General features: G+C 45.0%; 16 protein-coding genes. 8 read left to right on the top strand and 8 right to left on the bottom strand.

Annotated features, from left to right (window positions below; genetic code table 11):
- Positions 1-246: 246 nt before the first annotated feature.
- Together FKN16_RS14285 and FKN16_RS14280 are read left to right on the top strand one after the other, a co-directional pair.
- Positions 247-3768 (top strand): T6SS effector BTH_I2691 family protein, encoded by a 3522-nt coding sequence (locus tag FKN16_RS14285; RefSeq protein ID WP_170902976.1) that lies wholly within the window; start codon positions 247-249, stop codon positions 3766-3768.
- 3 nt (positions 3769-3771) lie between these two features.
- Positions 3772-4725, top strand: a complete 954-nt coding sequence (locus FKN16_RS14280; RefSeq protein ID WP_170902975.1) for a hypothetical protein — start codon at positions 3772-3774, stop codon at positions 4723-4725.
- 125 nt (positions 4726-4850) lie between these two features.
- Here FKN16_RS14280 and FKN16_RS14275 read toward each other — a convergent pair whose 3' ends face one another.
- Positions 4851-6947: a methyl-accepting chemotaxis protein gene (locus FKN16_RS14275; protein ID WP_170902974.1), complete on the bottom strand. Its 2097-nt coding sequence runs from the start codon at positions 6945-6947 to the stop codon at positions 4851-4853.
- A gap of 578 nt (positions 6948-7525) precedes the next feature.
- Here FKN16_RS14275 and FKN16_RS14270 point away from each other — a divergent pair.
- From FKN16_RS14270 to FKN16_RS14260, 3 genes are all read left to right on the top strand, one after another.
- Positions 7526-8203: a response regulator transcription factor gene (locus tag FKN16_RS14270; protein ID WP_048625732.1), complete on the top strand. Its 678-nt coding sequence runs from the start codon at positions 7526-7528 to the stop codon at positions 8201-8203.
- The gene (locus FKN16_RS14265; protein WP_170902973.1) at positions 8200-9501 is read left to right on the top strand and encodes a HAMP domain-containing sensor histidine kinase; all 1302 of its coding nucleotides are present in this window, start codon (positions 8200-8202) and stop codon (positions 9499-9501) included. Before FKN16_RS14270 ends, FKN16_RS14265 begins: the two co-directional genes overlap by 4 nt.
- A 101-nt stretch (positions 9502-9602) precedes the next feature.
- Positions 9603-10499 carry a 1-aminocyclopropane-1-carboxylate deaminase/D-cysteine desulfhydrase gene (locus FKN16_RS14260; RefSeq protein WP_170902972.1) on the top strand — a complete coding sequence of 299 codons (897 nt, stop codon included), beginning with the start codon at positions 9603-9605 and terminating at the stop codon, positions 10497-10499.
- A 39-nt stretch (positions 10500-10538) separates the two neighbouring features.
- Here the strand turns inward: FKN16_RS14260 and FKN16_RS14255 are convergent, their stop codons facing one another.
- Complete coding sequence (locus FKN16_RS14255) at positions 10539-11081, bottom strand: isochorismatase family protein (protein ID WP_170902971.1); 543 nt, start codon at positions 11079-11081, stop codon at positions 10539-10541.
- Between the two features lie 150 nt (positions 11082-11231).
- Complete coding sequence (locus tag FKN16_RS14250; protein ID WP_065646066.1) at positions 11232-12092, bottom strand: LysR family transcriptional regulator; 861 nt, start codon at positions 12090-12092, stop codon at positions 11232-11234.
- Between the two features lie 99 nt (positions 12093-12191).
- Here FKN16_RS14250 and FKN16_RS14245 point away from each other — a divergent pair, with 99 nt between their 5' ends.
- Together FKN16_RS14245 and FKN16_RS14240 are read left to right on the top strand one after the other, a co-directional pair.
- On the top strand, positions 12192-13256 hold the full coding sequence (locus FKN16_RS14245; protein WP_170902970.1) for an HlyD family secretion protein: 1065 nt from the start codon (positions 12192-12194) through the stop codon (positions 13254-13256).
- A 9-nt stretch (positions 13257-13265) separates the two neighbouring features.
- Positions 13266-14285 (top strand): DUF2955 domain-containing protein, encoded by a 1020-nt coding sequence (locus FKN16_RS14240; protein WP_170902969.1) that lies wholly within the window; start codon positions 13266-13268, stop codon positions 14283-14285.
- Positions 14286-15098: 813 nt separating this feature from the next.
- On the opposite strand, the gene FKN16_RS14235 is transcribed toward FKN16_RS14240, so the two are convergent.
- The 3 genes from FKN16_RS14235 to FKN16_RS14225 form a co-directional block, all read right to left on the bottom strand.
- Complete coding sequence (locus FKN16_RS14235) at positions 15099-16127, bottom strand: methionine synthase (RefSeq protein ID WP_170902968.1); 1029 nt, start codon at positions 16125-16127, stop codon at positions 15099-15101.
- Between the two features lie 30 nt (positions 16128-16157).
- Positions 16158-17132 (bottom strand): DUF1852 domain-containing protein, encoded by a 975-nt coding sequence (locus tag FKN16_RS14230; protein WP_104971928.1) that lies wholly within the window; start codon positions 17130-17132, stop codon positions 16158-16160.
- Between the two features lie 328 nt (positions 17133-17460).
- Positions 17461-18375 (bottom strand): helix-turn-helix domain-containing protein, encoded by a 915-nt coding sequence (locus FKN16_RS14225; protein ID WP_170902967.1) that lies wholly within the window; start codon positions 18373-18375, stop codon positions 17461-17463.
- A 110-nt stretch (positions 18376-18485) separates the two neighbouring features.
- On the opposite strand from FKN16_RS14225, the gene FKN16_RS14220 reads away from it, so the two are divergent.
- On the top strand, positions 18486-19010 hold the full coding sequence (locus tag FKN16_RS14220) for a cysteine hydrolase family protein (RefSeq protein ID WP_020840996.1): 525 nt from the start codon (positions 18486-18488) through the stop codon (positions 19008-19010).
- 120 nt (positions 19011-19130) lie between these two features.
- Here the strand turns inward: FKN16_RS14220 and FKN16_RS14215 are convergent, their stop codons facing one another.
- Positions 19131-19850, bottom strand: a complete 720-nt coding sequence (locus tag FKN16_RS14215; RefSeq protein ID WP_170902966.1) for an ABC transporter ATP-binding protein — start codon at positions 19848-19850, stop codon at positions 19131-19133.
- A 22-nt stretch (positions 19851-19872) separates the two neighbouring features.
- Positions 19873-21156, bottom strand: coding sequence for an ABC transporter permease (locus FKN16_RS14210; protein ID WP_170902965.1), 1284 nt, complete (start codon positions 21154-21156; stop codon positions 19873-19875).
- Position 21157: the final 1 nt, after the last annotated feature.

Here is a 21157-nt window from a genome sequence, read left to right as displayed (position 1 = left end):
TACTAGAAAGGGCTCCAGAGGTAACTCTGGAGCCCTTTTGTTTTGTCGGTTCATTGAGGTATCACTCACAACTCAAACTTTGATTCAATCAATACAAAAAATGGTAAACACCAACCAACTTATTGGAAAAACAAACAATTATTTGATTGAAGAAAAATAATACAAAACTAACTCATTGATTTTTAATTACTTTATTTTGGTGCGATATTTGCGTAATAGAGTAAAACTCTTAAACATGGGCTAACGATGAGTAATCCACTTCCTCCAAAAACTTCGATGTTCTGGCACGACAACAGCTATACCCACGAAGAAGCCGTTCAGGCATTTGAAAGCGATGGTACGTTGAAATCGCTGAATATCGTTCCAACCACGGAATCCGATGATCTTGCTGGCTCACCCCCAGAGCGCAGTATGTTTTGGGAGGGAGAAACAAAAAAAATCGATCCGCCACCGCCGTCAGAACCAGAACCTCTCAATTTAAAAAACGAGAAAGAACCAACAGAGGCTTTACCGGCACACTTCATCCCTGTTCGCTACGCCATCGATCAGCTAGAAACGGAAGAAACACAACCTTTTGGTTTGCCAGAAGAATGGAAAGGCCAAGGCCCAGCCAAACTCAATACCGTTGGCTACACCCTGCGTCAACTACGCGACGGTTGGCTGTATATCTATGATTCAATTAACAAAAGCTTAGACGAATACGAAATCAAAGGAACGCAATTCACGCTCTATAAGTTGGGAGAGTCAGAAAGCCCAAAATCAGAACAGCGTGGGACACCACAAGATGCAAAGCCCTTCCTTACTTACGTCAACGGAAGCGTACTATCGATTTGTTTCTCTGAGCACCGGTGGACATGGCACACGTTCATGCGAGTACTTAACAATCCGAGTAATCATATCGATCGCATGCAAACCATTGTTCTGTCTGAAAACGAGAATCAGCATAACATTGCCCCAATAGATAAATTAACCCAAGTTGCTGATATTGAATCTTCTGCCGTCGATGATGGTCGCTTTGCGGATTCTGGCATCGCCACCAAAGCAGATGAAGATGGTTCTGTCTTTAAACCTGTTGCAGTCGAAAGTGATTTAACCTCTGCGATTCCAGAAGAAGAATCAGGTTACTTCGTCGCGATAAAAGATTACGCCGCAGACATTCAAGATATGTCACTACATTTTGTTGGTGCCGCAAGCCCTTACCGCCTTTTTACTGACCAGTTTTCAAACCAGTGGAGTTTGATGCAGACCGCCATGCAACTGTGTATGTTTGGTGCAAGTGACGAGATAGACATGCCAGCTAGCGTTAAGCGTAACGGCGAAGAGCTGTCGTTTTATACCGACATGGCTGAGTATTATGATTCCTCTAACCAACTTGATTTGGCAGAGCAAAACAAAAGCTCAGTTCAGTCCGGCTATCCTGCTAAATTTTCCGCTGGAGCGATTGAGTCACACCAACATACCCAAACTGGCATTGCCAAAACGATACAGGACAAATATCGAATTTCTGCGAGCCGATTTGGTAAATACGAACAATGGATAGCGACTGAACGCTGGCGCAAGCAGCTCAACTGGAAGCAAATGCTGAGCGAAATGCAAGAGCTGTCAGAACAAAAAGAAACCATGCTAGCCCAAGTGGTTTCGGTCAAACGCGACTTTATCGCAGTAATGGAGTCCTTAACGCCGCATCATCTTGAAAGAACCTTCGACCTATACAGCGAAGACACACAGTACAGCTTGTATCAACTGCACAAGCAAGCCGTTGAGTCATTTACTTTGGTGATACAAGAAGAGGACCGACAGTGGGCAGAAAGCCAATGGGAGAAACCAACCAGTTTACTTGCTCTCTACACTTCCGGATTTAGTCGTAGTCTCTTTAAACAAGTGGAGAAGTTAATTCCTGAGCAAGTTTCACATCAGTTAGTTGAAGAAAACGTCGCCAAAAATGTTCCAGATACTGAAAGCTCAGACAAACAGTTTATGGACTACGTTTCGGCAGCAAGTAACCGTGTCGGTATGTATGCAAAAGTAATGGACTTTATTTCTAACCCAAATACTGCAGAAACCGAGTTTTTAAAAGACATCGCGAAAGGATTTAAGGAACTAGATATAATCTTCAAAGCCGCAAACAGCGCAATAATGAAGAGTGCACTAAAATTAGGAGTTAGCTTTACTTCTCAAGCTTCACTTCTAATCATGCCCGTTTTCTCAAAGCCTTTAACTCGAAATAGCTTTTATTGGCGAGCAGTGTTCGCTGAACGTTTAGCTACCAATACTGCTGTCAAAATCAATAAAAACTATGCGCAAGGTTTTGGTGATTGGAAGTCTAACCATGATAAAAGAGTGGTTGCCTCAAACCAAAACAAGGCCATTATAGCTGCTTTTAATAAAGGCGATAAAAAAGTATCAAAACAACAATATAAACAAGCCTTAAAACAACAACGTCACCTCCAAAAAAGTCTAGCAGTGGCAACATTAGAATACCCACAATACATCGAGTTTCCAGATGACGTACTTGAGGCAACAATTCAAATGCGTAAAGATATATGGGATAACAGATTAAACAACCTTAATAAACTGTTTGAAGATGTGGGTGGTCTAGGCTTCTTAGCTCTGATTTTCAACTGTCTCGCACTTGCTGATGCAATGAACAGCATTCAAGAAACTGGGCTAATGACCCAAGATGATTTCTTGGATATTCAACAAAAGCTGTTTTACACGGCCGGAGCTTGGACGGGTATTCGTACGGGTAAATTATGGGATAAGGTTAAGGGGAGTGACGAACTCAGAGAGCACTCGCTTAAAACTCTTAAAAAGTTAGTAGGTCGAAATACAAAAGGCTTTGAAAACCTGGTTCTTGATGACTTAAAAGTATTTAATAAATGGCTCGCGATCACAGGGGCTTTAGGTGCGTTAGCTTCAGGTATTGAGGCTTACCGTTCTTGGCAGAAGGCTGATGAAGTTTATGGTCAAGAAAAATACCTACATGTAGCAAATACCCTAGTATTAACCGCAATGTCGGCTGTCGGTATGTTCCAAGCATACGGAGGGTTAACTGGACAATTTGCATTAAACTTATCCTTTGGCGGACCTATAACGGCAGGCTTAGTTATTATTACAGTTGTATTCCTAGCCATCAATCATAAGTTAAACAAATTGAAACAAGATGATTTCCAAAAATGGTTAGATAAACTGCCATGGGGATACCATCCTGCTCGCACTCAGTGGAGCCAATCTGCGAGCTTGCCTGAAAGAGAAAAACACAATTCAGCATTGGTGCAGCAAGCTCTGTTTGACTTACAGTCGATTATTCAGCAACCTACGGTATACCATCAGCCTATTGAAAAAGTACAAGCTTACCCAGGTTACACACATCGTGAGTTAATCGGTTTGGAAGTGCATATTCAACTGCCAACGCGTGCTGCAACGAATGGTATTACGTTGAGCACTAACAGCAAGGCAACAGAAGATGATTTGACGTCAGGCTCGTGGCATCAAAACGCAGATTTAGTCACTCTACAAACTCAAGACCAAGCGAGCAAAGAATTACTGGTGTACAAGGTAACATTACCAATTAAAGAAGCAGACCATTACCTTGCCATGCAAGTCGCTTACGATGTGGAAGATGATGCCCCTGCTAAGCGTGAGTATTGGTTCCAAAACGGCATAAAACAGAGTGCAACTTATGGCGTGATTTCAGACAATACCAAACAAGACATCATTAAAAAAACACTCACCCCCGCTGTTGGCACATTAGGTTTTCAGGAGTAACCCTTGGCATATTCACCGTTTTATATCACCCCAGAAGAATTGGCGGTTTATCAAGAAGCGCAAGAGCAAGAGATTCTCACAGGGGACAATTTAACAACATGGCATAAGTATGATGTAGAAGAGCCATTTCGCTACCATTTCAAGTTAACGGCTTTGCCATTTATGAGCTTCTTATTTGTAATAGTATTTTTGACACACTCAAGTGATACGCTTGTCGTAACCTTTTTTGGTCTTATCTTGTCAGTGATGATGGCTGGAATCTTTTACCTTACGATCGGCCTCGATTATCGCTATGACTATATTTTTTCTGATAAAGGCTTTGTGATGAAAAAGCGTCGCAATATGCCTAAATGGGTAAATACCGCCTCGCAAGCTGTTGGCTGGGTAGGTGCAGTGGTGTGTGTGGTTATGGTAGCGGTAATTGGCCCAATGGCGTTAGCGGGAGCAGGTGCCCTTATTTTATTCTCATTCGGTATGTTAAAACGCCAGCCTGATGAACGAACAGAAGTCAAAGTGGGCGAACGAGAAGATTGGCTTTTTGCGGACTACAACAAGAAAAGGAAAGTGATCCAGTTCTATTTTAAGCATGACATATGCAGATATCGAGATACTGCTCATAAGACTATCTTTCGCTCACAAGATAGAGCAGATTGTTATGTTTTCTTTAAAACTGAAGCGGATTTAGAATCCATGGTCGCGCAACTGTCAAAGGTCTACACACTAAATTGTACAGAGGTCGATGACCATAAAAAGCTGTTCGAAGCAAAGCCAGAATCAAGGCTCTTTAATATTCCTGTTTGTAGTAGAGAATATCAAACCGATGAGGTATTTGATTTAAGGGCTTCAAAAGCCCCGCTTCCTGAGCGTGAATACCTTTACAACGGCAAGTGGCAAACCGAATCGGAAATCGAGCGCTTAAAAGCGGCTGGTGAACAGCCAGCAAGTCCCGCTTCATAGTTTGCAGCAAGCATTAAAAAAGGCTCCAGAGGTAACTCTGGAGCCCTTTTGTTTTGTTCGATATTTCTCGCCAATCGTTTTGCCGGAAATGAACCGAGTGAGCTGGCTTGAACTCACTCGCTTGATTAAGACAACTTGAACTTACTCAACTCACCGTGAAGATCACTGGCTTTTTCCGTCAGTTCATTGCTGATCGCTACCGAAGATGACATAGTATCCATCACTTCCATCGCCGTATCATTAATCACAACCACATTACGGTTGATCTCTTCTGACACCGAACTTTGCTCTTCTGCCGCTGAAGCGATTTGATTGTTCATATCATTAATCACTTCAATAGCTTGGTTGATTTCGGCCAACGCCAATTGCGCTGCTTGTGTTTCTTCTTTGGTATCCACCGCTTGCTTCTGGCTTTGCTCCATCAACACAACGATTGATTGCGTTTCTTGCTCCAAACGAGCCAACATTGCACGAATTTCTTCTGTCGAGCCTTGTGTGCGCGTTGCAAGGTTGCGGACTTCATCGGCTACCACAGCAAAACCACGACCCGCTTCACCAGCACGCGCAGCTTCAATCGCAGCGTTCAGAGCCAGCAAGTTGGTTTGATCGGCAATGCCACCAATCTCACTCAGAATCCCCTGAATCGCCGTGCTTGAAGCCACCAAATTCTGCGTCTGGTGCTGTGCATCATTCACTTGCGAAGCGAGGTTATCCACCGCGCTTGCAGCATTGTCCATACGCGACATGCCATTCGCACTATTGCTTTGAACTTGGCTTGCCGCTGCCGCCGCTTGTACCGCAGAATTTGCCACTTCTTGTGCGGTTGCGCTCATCTCATTAATCGCCGTTGCTAGCGAGTTGACTTCGTTCACTTGAACGTTCAGTTGATCTCTCGAAGCCGCCGCACGAGCTTGGCCTTCACTTGCGTTTTTATCAACTTGGTCTGCCGTCGCCATTACGGTTAAAAGCATTTCCTGAATGCGAGCGAGGAAGGTATTAAACCAGTGCGCCAGTTGGGCGGTTTCGTCCTTACCTTTCACCTCAATGCGGTAAGTTAGGTCGCCCTCGCCTTGTGCTGCGTCTTTAAAACGCTCCACTAAGTTAGTTAACACTTTGCCCAACGAGGTCGCGATCATTGTCATCGCAACAATACCAATCAGAGCCGCAATAATCCCTGCCCACACTCCCTTTTCAAGAGCTTCTGCACTTTGTTCTTCACTCCATCGCTCGTAGTCATCCACGTTCTTTTTAAGGAAGCTACTGGGAACCGACACCATAACGATCCAAGGCGCATCGCTGGTTTCAATTGCAGTAATCGCATACTCATCCCCGCCAAACGTCACAAGGCCTGCGCCTTTTTGTTTCGCAATGGATTGAATACGAGCCCATTGAGACGCCAATTCATGAGAGACTTTCTTACCCACTTGATCCGCTTGGCTGCTGTTCGCCAGTGTGATGCCTTTCCACGAAGAAATCAGAATACGGCCTTGTCCATCAAACAAGTCGCTCGCGTAATCTTCACTTTGGCTTTGTAACTCGTTCAATGACAAATCAAAACCGAGAGAGCCAATGATGTCGCCACGTAACTTGATTGGTTGGCTGATGGTCGTGATCAGTTCTTGTTTGCCGCGAACCGGATACATGTATGGTTCCATCACGAACGTTTTGCCCGTTTCGTAAGGCATCAAGTGCCAATCGTCTTTACGCTCACCGTTGTTGTTTAATTCAGTATTACTAAAGCTATCCATCGACACAACATCAAAACTGTTGTGCGAATTTGGCGAAAAGAATGGCGCTAAGTAGCCTTCGCTATTAAAGCCAAGGCTTTTGTCTTGAATCGTTGGCTCAACCCACGATGGCTTTTCCCACACCATGTAACCAGCAAACACAGCTTTGTTCTGAGCTTCTAGCGACGCAATAAACTGTTTAACAATAATGTCTGGCGTCGCGGCCGTCTCTGCGCTTAATTCGATAATTGAACGCGCTTGCTTTAGGTTCGCCAACACTGGCTCTAACTGGTTGGAAATATTCAGCCCTTGCTGAATCGCCGTATTGCTCAGGTCGGTCGTGGTGGCTTCGGTCAGTTGAGATTTTACTTTTGTAGTGATTTGTTCATTCACTTGCGTGAACGCATTGGTTGTCATACCCATTGCAATCAATAGAGTGAAGGCCATTGCCCCACCCGCACTGACAGCAATTCGAGTGCGTATACTGTTAAACATGATCGCCTCACAAATTGATTTTTATCTGGCATTAAGCATTGGAAGGATCATGGATTTTAAACAAGTAAAGTTAATGGAAGGCTTTCATTTATGAACAGAGCAAGAACAGAAAATGTAGTTTTATTAATAAAAATAAAATAATGCAGATTTTCGCTTATACATGAAGCCATTGATTTAATTGAATTGTCTCAAAAAGGAGAATCTAAGCGTTTGTATTTAAAAGCAATAACCATAATTAAAAAAGGGACTTAAGAGAAGTAAGAACTTTTTCTATGAGTGAGTCAGTAAAAATCAGTAATTACTAACAATGTGCTCAAGGTCACATAAATAATTTAGTATCTTCATGTTTTATATAGAGTTAACAGAATCAAATAATCTACCCCATTTATACATCAAGAGAAATTGATAGATATGAACAAAAGATCGTAGATTTACTTGGATAATAAGACGGTATTCAAGCTAGACATTGAAAACCGACACAAAGGTGAGAAAATCATCGTCGACAACTTTTTCACACCTATAGTGAATAATGTTCGTTAAGATCAACATTCGAATTTATCGAGATTGGATAAGAATAAATGAAGCGTGTACTTTTGGTAGAAGATAATCGTGAAATAGCGGGAATGTTGTTTGATTATTTTGAGTGTGCTGGCATGCAGCTGGATTATGCCGACAACGGTGAGCTAGGCTTAAAACTGGCGATGGATAATGCGTTTGACATCATTTTGCTCGACCTCATGCTGCCGCGCATGGATGGCCTAACACTGTGCAACAAGCTACGCGATGCAGGTAATAACACTCCGGTGTTGATGCTGACAGCACTTGATAGCCGAGACGACATGCTCAAAGGCTTCCAACACGGCGCCGACGACTACCTCACCAAACCGTTTGATCTCGATATTCTTGAAGCACGCATGACTGCATTGATTAAACGCTACCGCGGTACGGTTGCATCAACCAAACTCCAGTATGGCGAAGTGTCTATCGATCAAAAAACACATCAAGCCTACCGTCAAGATAAGCTGTTGGCGTTGAATCCAACCACGTACACGATTCTAGAAATGCTGGTGAAAAACGCGCCAGAAGTGGTCACACGTGAGGAGATTGCTTTCCGATTATGGCAAGAAGATGAGCCAAATAACGATGTGTTGCGTAGCCATATTTATCAATTGCGTGGGCAGCTCGACAAACCATTCAAAGAGCACGTTTTGAAAACTATTCCAAAAGTCGGCTTCCGATTGGAGCCCGGGGCATGATTCGCCGCTTATTTAACAATACACAAAGCTTAACCGGACGCCTTGAACTCTTCTTCCTTCTAGTGTCGGTTGTGATTGGCTTGCTATGCTTCGCATTGGTTAGCGGAGCGCTATTATGGTCGGAAGATCGCGTCGGTGAACGACGTATTATGATCGATAAAAAAGAGGCGATTGAGCACTTTCGAAACCATCCTGATAGCGGAATCATCAAACTAGATTTACTGACAACGGCATACAACGACATCAATCTCGTCCCTGAGCTCTATCAACCCTTCATCCAAGATAAAAAGTACTTTCTCGCTGAAGTTGCTGACGAACCAGACACTCGCATGATTTACATGAGCACCTACACGCAAGATGGAGAGGAACATCCTATTATTCTGATCTCTCTGATTGATGAGATAGAAATTACATCTAACGAGTTCATGTTTGTTCTCGTTATGGTGCTGGCGGTTGTCATCGGGTTACTTTTGATTTTTGGCAGCCTATTATCGAGACTTTCTCTGCGTCTCATTGAACCTGTCAGTGCCCTAAAAACACAACTGGACCGCCATCAAGGTGACACTACACAAAAATTTGTTGTCCCTGAAGGCTCTGCAAATGAATTCCAAACGCTCGCAAATCAGCTTAATGAATATCGACATCAAATCAATCAAGTGATTAAACGTGAACAAGCTTTTGCACGATATGCCAGCCATGAACTGAGAACACCGCTCACAGTGATGAAAGGCTCAAGCAGCTTGCTAGCCAGAAGTCCAAGTACATCGTTTCAAGAACGTCAGATTGGCCGTATTCAAGATGCCACTTTGCAGATGTCGACCATGGTTGATGCTTTGTTGGGTTTGGTGCGATATGAACGCAACACAGACGACAGCCCCGTTCGAACCATATCAGAGCAAGAGCTTCACAACATCGTTGCTCTTAGCCAAGCGCAAGCCGATGAAAAATCGCTGGAATTTAATGTACAAATATTGGGGCATCCGCAAACCAAAGCGACCACTGCAGTTCTTAACATTACGTTGAGTAACTTAATTCGCAACGGCATTGCAGCCACGTCAGCGGGAACGATTCATATCACCATGACCGATACCACACTGTCGGTGAGAGATGAAGGCGAAGGCTTCTCTTCCGTGCCAGATGCCGAAGGCCATGGTTTGGGACTCATGATTGTGGACGACTTATGCCGACGTTATGGCTGGCAATTCACTATTGATAAACATCCAAATGACGGCTGCGTGGCTACTATCGATCTTTCAACCGAGGTAACTGATGGCGAGTCGCAAGACGAAGAAATGTAGAACACAAGATCTCGATACTTTTGATCTTCATTCAATAACGGGTACACTGTGCCACCTTTTTAAATGGCAAAGGTGACACGGTTTATTCCGTCAGCATCGACATGAAACTCTCAGAAAGTCCTATCACCCAACATAGCTTAAATGGGCGCAAATTTTTCCTTAAACGTGACGACATGCTCCACTCCCACTTTTCTGGGAACAAAGCACGTAAGTTTATGACGTTAATGGAAGAGCAAAATCCCGACATCACCACGTTAATAAGCTTTGGCTCCGCTCAATCCAATGCCATGTACTCGCTAGCGGCTCTCGCCCAGATTAAAGGTTGGGCATTTGAGTTTTATGTTCATCACATTCCATCTTGGCTAAAAAGCTCCCCCATCGGAAACTATCGCGGCGCTCTCGATTTGGGTATGAAAATCACCGCCATGCAAGACATCGGTAGCGAACTCCACCCTAGTGAATACATCCACCAGGTACGAAGATTAGATGAGTCGACATTGCTTATTCCAGAGGGTGGACGTTCCCACCTCGCTGAAGCTGGCATCAAACAGTTAGCACGAGAAATTCTTGATTGGACGCGATTGAGAGGTAAAGAGCAGTTTACCGTCGCCCTGCCATCAGGCACCGGCACGACGGCTTTATATCTTCATAAACATTTAAGCCCACACGGCATAGAAGTGCTAACTTGCCCTTGCGTAGGCGATGTAGATTACTTAACTGAGCAGTTCAACCAGCTCGGTGAAAACAGCCACCCAACCATTTTAACCGTGCGCAACAAACACCATTTTGGTCGCTTGTACGAAGAAGATTACATCACATGGAAAGCACTCTTTGAACAAACCGACCTCGAATTTGACCTGTTATACGACCCGTATATGTGGCAATGCCTCACGCCTTGGTTGGAAGAGAACACAGATAAAACGGTGATTTATATTCACCAAGGCGGGTTACTTGGCAACGAGTCGATGTTGCCAAGATATCAACGAGAATTTGAATAGCGTGTTCAAATAAAGTTGTTGTTGATTCCAGTGATTCCACTATCTGATGAGCGCCAGAATTTCTTTGAATTCAGGTGCTCGGCAATCTTCGACCATTTCATACAAACACATTTCTAGCCCAGTGAGCACCACACCGTTAGCGGTTAACTTCGCAAGAGCGAGCGCTTTATTGGCAGCGGTTCGGGAAGATACACAATCCGTGACTAATTCAACGCGATAACCGGACAAACGCAGAGAAACCGCGGTTTGATAGACACAAATATGGGATTCAATACCGCAAACCAACCAGGTATCAACTTTCGCGTTCTCCACCGCGACCTTAAACGTCGCCTCTTTGCAACCATCAAACGTGTACTTGGTAATAGGTAAATGCGTGCTTTCAAGCACTTCACGAATCGGCTCAGCGGTTGGGCCCAACCTTTCTGGATTCTGTTCTAGCCACAGAATAGGCAAATCTAGTGCTTTGGCACCCTTTACCAGTTTCGTGATATTTTCAATCAGTGCGTCGCTTTCATGCATTAATGTAGCGAGTTTGCCCTGAACATCCACCACAATCAGGCCCGTGTTTCCTTTCGATAACATTTCCATCTCCTATCTTGTGCGACCACAAACCATACTCAACAAGTTGAACAACAATTAATGTATCAGAACCCTTTCATGTTAGAGCAATAAAACCTAGAAAGATGACCTTCGCTCACACATTTGCCCTTATTTAAGTGTGGTTTGAACTGACTATTTAAATTTCTCTCGAATCAGTTCAATCAAGGCTTTGACTTTATTGGGCAGAAATAAGGCCGAGGGATAAATCAGAGTAAGATGCTGCTTCGGATGCGCGAATTGAGGCAGCACCTCGACCAACAAACCATCTCGCAATGCAGGCTTAGAATGAATTTGAGGAATAAACGCGATGCCGTTTCCTGCTATCGCCATCGAGCGCAGTAAGTTGAGGTCATCCGAACGCAACGCCACATGCAGATCTGAATCGAGCAAATCGGCATTGTAACGATTAGTTAAAAGGCGATGCTGCTTAAGATCTTCCACCGTTTTTACTGGCGGATGCGATTCTAGATAGGCTTTTGACGCAACAAAGTGACTACGATAAGGCAAAAGACTGAACTGCACATAGCTGTCATCGGTGACTTTGACCACGCTCGGAAGAAGCTGTAAATCAAACGATTGACGCTTGAGATCGACACTCTCTTGATGGTTTTCAATCTCGACCGAAATCTCCGGATACCGCGTTGTGTACTCGCTAATGATCGCGTTAAACGCGGCAGAACTCATCAATGCAGAAGGAATGGCTAAACGCACCTTGCCCGTCAACTCTTGTTGATATTCGTGCATGGCATTTAAACCTTGCTGAATATGGTCAATAGGCTGCCCCACCAACTCAAACAAGCGTTTCCCGTGCTCCGTCAACTCAATGCTGCGTGTTGTGCGAATCAAAAGCTGTACCCCGAGCGATTTCTCTAATTCTTGCAGCCGACGACTCACTTTTGAGCGTTGTAGTTGATTCGCCTCTGCCGCTGCACTTATACCGCCGTGAACCACCGTCTGAGTGAATAGGTAAATATCATCAAAACTAATGTTCATTGTCCTATTTTTAGGTCATTTATGTTCGTATTATCATTCTACTGAATTGTGAGTGACTTCTCTATAATCCGCTATCCAATATGTTTAACGGAACTTGTAATGACGGCTGACCAAAAATTCAAACACTGGATGCGAACTTTGATTGTCCTGTTCATCGTACTATTTTTGTACATTATCATTGCTGACCGCCACGCCCCCTTAACGACCGAAGGACGAGTGCAAGGATACGTTGTCCAAGTCGCGCCCGAGGTATATGGCAAAGTGACCGACGTTCTCATCGAAAATAATCAGTCCGTTCAAAAAGGCGACGTGTTGTTTACGATTGATGATCGTAAATACAAGATTGCGCTTGAACAGGCGAAGCTGTCTCTGCAATCCGCTTATGAAAAAGAAGCAACGCTGTATTCTCAACGCGAAGCCGCTCTTGCCAATATTGCCCGAGCCCAAGCGACATTTGATAATGCGCACCGCGAGTACACCCGCTTACTGACACTATCGAAGCAGAAAGTCATCTCTCAATCGACACTCGATAATGCCTTTGCCCAAAATCAGGTATCACGTGCAGCGCTTAAAGCTGAAAGACAAAACTTAAAAGTCATTGAGGCGCAATTAGGCGATCAAAAAGGTCAAAGCACTGCCGTTCGAATTGCCAAAAACGGCATCGAAAAGGCGCAACTTGATTTGGCAAATACCGCGGTACTCGCTCCCAGTAATGGTGTCGTGACCAACCTGCAACTAGAAGTTGGCACGATGGCAAACACCAACATGCCATTGCTGACATTTGTACCAACAGGTTCACTCTGGGTAGCCGCTGATTTTCGTGAAAAATCCGTCGCGAACGTAGACAAGACTTTCCACGCCTTGGTCACATTTGATGCCAACCCAGGTTCGGTGTACGACTTTGATTTAGCTAGCCGCGATTACGGTGTAGCAGCCGCACAACAAACGCCTAATGGCGCACTAACCAAAGTGGAAGTGAACAACCGCTGGGTACGTGATGCGCAGCGTACACGAGTGAACCTAACCAGCAGCGAAGAGTTACCACCAGCACTGTTTGTCGGCTCTCGCGCTACCATTGTTTTGTACCCAGACAACAGCATTTTCTGGCAGTTGATGGCGCAAGCACAGATTCACCTCGCAAGCTGGTTCCACTTCATTTACTAGGCGGCGACAATGAAAACCTTACGAATTTGGTTCGGCTGCTCTTTAGGGCTCGCGCTAAGCATGATCTTCGGTTGGTCTTACGGATTTTTTGCCATCATGATGCCGCTGTTTATATTGGGCAGAATGGACAACTTTAATATTTCGGCTTTATTGATCGTGTTTTTCTCTGCGGTGTGGACAACCATACAAGCCACATTTTTGCTGGAATACTTGCAGTTTCATCCAACATTAATGATCGTTGCCGTCGGAATCATGATGCTGTTCAAGTGCATTGCAATGATGAACCAGAAAACCTATTTGTTTGGTTACATGGGGCTGTTGGTGGGTTCAATTGTGTTGAATTTTGCCAGCTATAACTTCATGGATATTGAAGAGTTCAACGTCAACATGTGGGTGATGGCGTTCAGCAATATTTTTGTTTGCGCATTCGCGTACTGGTTGTTCCCTGAGCCGAAGTCCCCCGCCGAGCACATTGAGATGTCGACCCCAGTGAAAAGCGATATCGACTACATCAGCCAAGTTGCCATGGGTTGGGTCGTGGCGATGGCGGCATTTATCGTATTCCAAATAGCGGACTTATATGACTCGTTATCCGCACAAGCTTCCATTTTGATCATCCTAACCCCAATGACTTTAGCGGGCTCGCTCGCCATGGCAAAAATTCGTATCATCGGCACCGCACTAGGCTGCATCGCGGGGATAGCTGTTCAGCTCATATTGGGCAGTTGGTATGGGCATGGGCTACTCTTTTGGCTCGCCTTTACCATTGCTATGGGGCCATTCTGCTTGTGGCTCACCAAGGGGCAAATTAAAGCGGCTATCGCGTTTTCTGCCATGTCTGCCCTATCGGTTCCGCTGACGACCTCATTAGTGCCAGAACAAAAAGACGCGTTCTTTTCGATCTTGTACCGTTTTAGCTCGATTTTCGTCGCGGTTTTGCTCACCGCGATGGTGATGTGGGTGGTGCATCACTGGATTCGTGTGATGTTGCTAAAGCATCCTGAGATGAGGAACGTGGAGTTGAATTAAGCCTTGGCAGAGGCTGGAAAAGGGAAACAAACTATGCTGCTCACTTTAATGCGAGCGGCATTTTTATTTAGAACGGTCATCCTGAACAACGAGGGACGAGGTGATTCAGGATCTACCCACCGAGTGCTTTGAAGTGCGAAAGTTATCGTCATTTCCTAGCGAGCTGTAACCCGATTCCTAGTCTCACTTAAACTCGCTGGAATGACCCAACTTTGAATACAAGCCAAATAGTTGGGTACGTGAGTAACGTATCTCTTAACAACCGTCATACTGAACAACGAGGGACGAGGTGATTCAGGATCTAACCACCGAGTGCTGTGAAGTTCTAAGGTTATCGCCATTTTCCAGTGAGTTGTAATCAGATTCCTAGTCTCGTTTAGACTCGCTGGAATGACCCAATCTTGGATACAAACCAAATAATTGGGTATGTGAGTAACGTATCTCCCAACATCCGTCATCCTGAACAACGAGGGACGAGGTGATTCAGGAGCTACCCACCGAGTGCTGTGAAGTTCTAAGGTTATCGCCATTTTCCAGTGAGTTGTTAGTAGATTCCTAGTCTCGTTTAGACTCGCTGGAATGACCCAACTTTGGATACAAACCAAATAGTTGTGTACATGAGTAACGTATATCTCAACAACCGTCATCCTGAACAGCGAGGAACGAGCGTGATTCAGGATCTACTAACCACGTGCTTTGAAGTGCGAAAGTTATCGCCATTTCCTAGCGAGCTATTAGCAGGTTCCTAGTATCACTTAAACTCGCTGGAATGACCCTAACTTTAGTTTATGGTGTCGAGCCCAAGTCTTAATATCAACCCACCAACTCTTTACGAATGATCTCCGCGCCCGCACTTAGCGCATTAAGCTTAGCGGTTGATACTTCACGAGACAAAGGCGCCATACCACAGTTGGTACATGGGTAAAGCTTGTCGGCATCAACGTATTTCAATGCCTCTCGCAGTGTATTCGCCACTTCTTCTGGCGTTTCAATTTCGTTGGTTGCAACGTCAATCGCACCAACCATCACTTTCTTACCGCGAATCAACTCAAGTAACTCAATAGGCACTCGTGAGTTATGACATTCGAGCGAGATAATATCGATATTCGACTGCTGCAATTTAGGGAATACTTCTTCGTATTGTCGCCATTCAGTGCCTAGCGTTTGCTTCCAATCCGTGTTCGCTTTGATGCCGTAGCCATAGCAGATATGCACCGCCGTTTCACATTTCAGCCCTTCAATCGCACGCTCTAAACATGCAATGCCCCACTCGTTCACACCATCGAAAAACACATTGAACGCAGGCTCATCAAACTGAATGATGTCGACACCTGCCGCTTCAAGCTCTTTCGCTTCTTGATTGAGGATCTTCGCAAATTCCCAAGCCAGCTTTTCACGGCTACCGTAATGATCATCATAAAGCGTGTCGATCATCGTCATAGGGCCTGGTAGCGCCCACTTGATAGGTTGCTTAGTTTGCTGACGCAAGAACTTGGCATCTTCAACAAACACGGGCTTTGTGCGGCTTACTGGGCCAATCACAGTCGGAACACTTGCTTCATAACGGTTGCGGATGGTCACCGTTTTACGGTTTTCAAAATCTACACCGCTTAAATGCTCAATAAAGGTCGTCACAAAATGTTGGCGAGTTTGCTCGCCATCACTGACGATATCAACGCCTGCCAGTTCTTGTTCTTGCAAAGCGACACGTAGCGCATCGCGTTTGCCATCAATCAGTTCTTCACCTTGCAGTTTCCACGGTGACCAAAGTTTTTCTGGTTCTGCCAGCCAAGAAGGTTTCGGTAAGCTGCCAGCCGTTGAAGTCGGTAATAGTGTTTTCATCGTCATTCCTTTCTAGATTCTCGTTGTCGATTACGCGTAGTTTGCAGACCATTGTTCAAGCACAGATTGATAAGGTTTGATGAAATGCTCCTCGGCAAATTTCCCTTGTTCAATCGCCAGTTGGCTGCGCTCTTCTCGGTCGTAAACGATTTGAGTTAGCGAGTGGTCTAGGTTTTTTAGGTTTGGCTGGTAGCAATTACCGGCAACCGCGTTGGCATTGTAAATCTCAGGTCGGTAAATCTTCTGGAATGTCTCCATCGTGCTTATCGTGCTGATAAGCTCTAGGTTTGAGTAGTCGTTCAGCAAGTCACCGAAGAAATAGAATGCCAATGGTGCGACACTGTTTGGTGGCATAAAGTAGCGCACCTGTAAGCCCATCTTTTTGAAGTACTGCTCCGTCAACGAAGATTCGTTCGGCTGATATTCAAAGCCCAAAACAGGATGTTGATTTTCGGTGCGTCGGTATACTTTGTTGTCCGATACGCTCAAACAAATCACAGGCAGCTTTTTGAAATGCTGTTTGTAAGACTCAGAATTAACGAAAGCTTTGAACAGTTTGCCATGCAAATCACCAAAGTTCGCTGGGATGCTGAACTGTGGCTGGTTTTTGTTGTGGTCCAACAGCAAAACGCTAAAGTCGTAATCACGCACGTATGAAGAGAAGTTGTTACCCACAATGCCTTCGATGCGCTCGTTAGTGTTGTGGTCAACAATGTTAGTTTTGAGCACTTCAATCGTTGGGAAGGCTTCTCCACTGCCTTGGATACCCATATCAACAGAGATGATTTCAAGCTCTACTGAGTAGCGGTCACCTTGCGCGTTATCCCAATATGCCAACGCATTAAAACGATTGTCGATCATTCGGAGTGCATTGCGCAGATTCTCTCGGCGGTAGTTTCCGCGAGCCAGATTAGCAAAGTTGGTAGTGATTCGCGTGTTGTCTGATGGTTGGTAATTCTCATCAAAGCGAATGCTTTTGATAGCAAATGTGAAATCGTTATTCATCGTGAGTTGGTATCCTATTTCCTTAGATAAAGCAGACTTTTCCTAACTCTGTGCATGGGGACATTTTTGTTTTTTGGTTTTCCCAATCGTTAGGTTCAACAGCACTTACGACGAACAGTTCGTTCTAAAAATGACGGTCGCAGTGCCTAACACCAGAGCAGTCCTTTTTTTATACTTGCTTCACGAGTTGAGTAATATTGGTATTGCTTCACATTGAACATGAAAGAAATTCATGACTAGAGAAATGGACCTACGCATACTTCCATTCTTTGCGGTTTCACTTGAAACTCGCAACTTCACCGAGTTGCTCTACATATTCAAACAAGACTCAAGCAAATCGTTTTCTAAACTCTCGCGGAGTTAAACCAATGACGTTTATGAAAACCTTCCTACATGCGCTCGTATCCTCGTAACCAACTTGATGGCTTATAGAATCAAAGGAATGCTGTGTGCTTTCTAACAAATCACATGCGCTCTGAATTCTAAGACGCTGCAAGTATTGATTAGGGTTGTATCCTGTCGCTTTCAAAAATCGTCGTTGCATCGTGCGTTCTGTAAGGTTGGCTTGCTTTGCTAACTGCTTTATGGACAAAGGCTCTGCATAGCGCTGATGCATGATTTGTTGAATGGAAACAATCGCATAATCACCGTGAGAAAACGATGGATGAAACTGTTGGTAGTAGCTCTGCGCTCGCTGAGCGGTATCAATAACCAGCGTTTTTCCAAGCTGACGCACAACACCCGGCGAAGCGTATTTCGCGATCAGCTCAAAGCCAAGGTCTAACCATGACATCATCCCACCCGCCGTTACTATGTCACCGTGATTGATCAATATCTTATTGCTATCCAGCGCAATGCTAGGAAAGGCTTGGGAGAATGTTTCCGCCAATGCCCAATGGGTTGTGACCTCTCTCGAATCGATCAAATTGGTTGCGGCAAGAATGAATACTCCTGCACATGCAGAAGATAACACCGCCCCTTGTGAGTAGTGCGCTTTAAGCCATTTAATCAACGCTTCATCAGGAACTAAATAGTAATTATCAAGTGACGCAGGTGGCAGGAAAACAACCGTTAGTCGTTCTTCTGTTAGGTCTGTATGCGGAATTAAAATCGGCTCAAACACAACCTCAATGTTCTGTTCCTTACATATTCTGTTGGCCAGTAAAAACATCTCTTCAAAGCCATAAACTGCCGACTTCAATACTGAGGGATACTTGCAGATTCCAATCGTTATTTTGATCATCTTTAATTTGTCGTTTTTGACTTCTTTTATGTCATTTTAGACTCTAAAAATAATGCAGCAAGTTACTCATAATTTGGCAAGACGTGAACCAAAATCAGCAGGAATTGAACATGAGCAACAGCGCATTACTTGTAATCGATATACAAAACGACTATTTCCCGAATGGCCGATTTCCTTTGTGGAATACCGATACCACTTTGGACAACATTAAGCAGTTGATGGCGAAAGCCAAAGCACAAGATATCCCGATATTCCTTGTTCAACATGTATCTTCGGCCCCTAAAGGGAAAGCTCCTTTCTTTGAGGAAGGCAGTGTTGGTGTGGAGATTCATCCCGACGTCATCTCAATATGTCCTGACGCCGAGATCATTCAAAAACAGCACGCTGACAGTTTTTATCAAACGGACCTCGAACAAGCGCTAGAAAGGAACGGCGTAGATGAATTGTTGATCTGTGGAATGATGACGCAAAATTGCGTGACACATACGGCAATTTCAAAAGCAGCGGAAAAATACAACGTTTCCATCATTGAAGATTGTTGTACGACTACCGATCAAATGATTCATAACATTGCTTTAAGTGCGGTATCTATTCGAGTGCCTCTATTGGCTTCTTCCGACGTGCTTTCAAAATAAACGCCCAACAAAAAATTAACCGGTATCATTCGCCCGTTAGCTCTCATACCAATCGAACTTAGGCAGTTATGGTGTCAGCATCCATAGCTGCCCAAATTCAAATCATCGATCTTATTTAGCTTAGCAGTGAGAAATTGCGTTCTCCTTCCCTACCGGCACCCTATCCGAAATCACCTTGCCATCTTTGATAGTGATGATGCGCTTGGTGCGTTCTGCGAGGGCGTTATCGTGCGTCACGATGATCAACGTTCTACCTTCGGCATGGAGTTGGTTGAACAAGGCTTCAATCTCCGCGCCGGATTTTGAATCCAATGCACCCGTTGGTTCATCCGCTAAGATGATTTGCGGATCGTTGACCAAGGCTCTTGCAATCGCAACTCTTTGCTTTTGACCACCAGAAAGCTGGTTTGGTTTATGATCTAAACGATCCCCTAGCCCGACTTGCTCTAGCAATTTAGCTGCGCGCTGGCGACGTTCTTTGGCTTTGATGCCAGAGTAAACCAACGGCAGTGCCACGTTATCGAGCGCCGTCGCGTATTCCAATAAGTTAAAGCTTTGGAAGACAAATCCGATCTTTTGGTTACGAATGCCAGCCAGGTCATTCGCACTTAAACTTGCGACGTTTTGGCCGCCAAGTTGGTACTCACCATCGGTGGGCTTATCTAAACAGCCGAGCATGTTCATCAACGTTGACTTACCCGAACCGGACGGGCCAAGAATCGAAAGAAACTCGCCTTGATTAATGGTTAAGTCAACGCCGTCTAGCGCGCGAACTTCCGCCTCCCCGCTTGAGTAGTATTTACAGATGTTGGTCAGCTCAACAAGCGGCTTGTTCGACATGTTCTCTCCAGAGTTATTATTGTTATTCACTTTGTAGCGCCTCCAACGGGCTGACTTTTGCGGCTCGGTTTGCAGGTAACCATGCAGATGCCACACCAATGATCACTAAGGTGAGGATGACAATCGCGACAACGACCCACGACAACTCAGGGACAGGTTTACCCAATTGTTCATAAAAGGCATTGCCCTCTAAAGGAATGGAACTGATGGCAGACACCAGCGCGTACGTCACGGCTAACCCAAGCGCGCCCCCCATCATCATTGTCAATAAAGACTGCACTAAATAGTGCATGCAAATAGCCGTTGGGGTTGCACCGACTGCCATGCGCACACCGATATCACGCGTAGATCGCTTTACGGTGGCATACATCACATTGGCAATGCCGACGCCAGCAACAGCTAACGTGACGAAGCCGATAATGCCAAGAAAACTCTGCAAACCTATCAGAAACTGCTGCATACTCTTTTGCTTAAGGAACATATCATCAACTTGGACGATCTGCTCATCGCTGACACTTGCCCCGTGTTTACGGGCAATCACTTGCCTTATCGTCTTTGCTAAGACTTCTCGGTCTACATCCGCTTGTGGCTGCACATTGATGCCACCAATTTCACCGTTGACATGAAATCGCTTCCACGTCGCTAACGGCACAAAGCTGGAATAGTTGATAAGATCCCCCTGTTCTATTTGGGCGCTGTTTTTCTCCAAGACGCCCACAACGGTGAACTCCTCATTGCCGATTTTTACCTTTTGCCCCACAGGGTTGACTTGCAATGTGACTGTCGCAAACCAACTAAAGTCCTCATTCGGGTTGAATAAGTCGGCTGCCAGTTCATAACCCAGTACAACGACTTTGCGCGTCTCTTTTTGATCGAGTGGATTTAACCATCGTCCCCCCGCCATCGGCACCAAATTGGTCATGGATTGAAACTCGCTCGTGACTGCTAACGGCTCTTGCCATGAGCTTCTGTCACCAACGGTGATGCGCTCTTTCCACTTCGCAGTTGGCGCAACGCTTTTGACATCGGGTAACGCTCGAACGATCTCTGAATCGTCCATTTTTAATGTCAGAAATTTACCTTGGTGAAAAGCACCATGGTCGACGGTGGCCATCCCTCCGGTCAAATAGATCAAGTTGCCGTTACCATTTTGTGCGGTTTTCAATACGCCCTGACGAATACCCTCACCTACCGCCAACATAGCAGCGATACAGAGGGTCGCCCACGCTACAGCCAGAATGGTCAAACCCAATCTCAGCTTTTCTGCGGCCATTTCTTGGAAAATTTGTCTCATCGGTAACAACATG

It is taken from the genome of Vibrio sp. 11-4(1) (assembly GCF_013048625.1).
In the GTDB taxonomy this organism is placed as follows: Bacteria; Pseudomonadota; Gammaproteobacteria; order Enterobacterales; family Vibrionaceae; genus Vibrio; species Vibrio diabolicus.
This window is presented reverse-complemented; position numbering and strand designations above follow the sequence as displayed.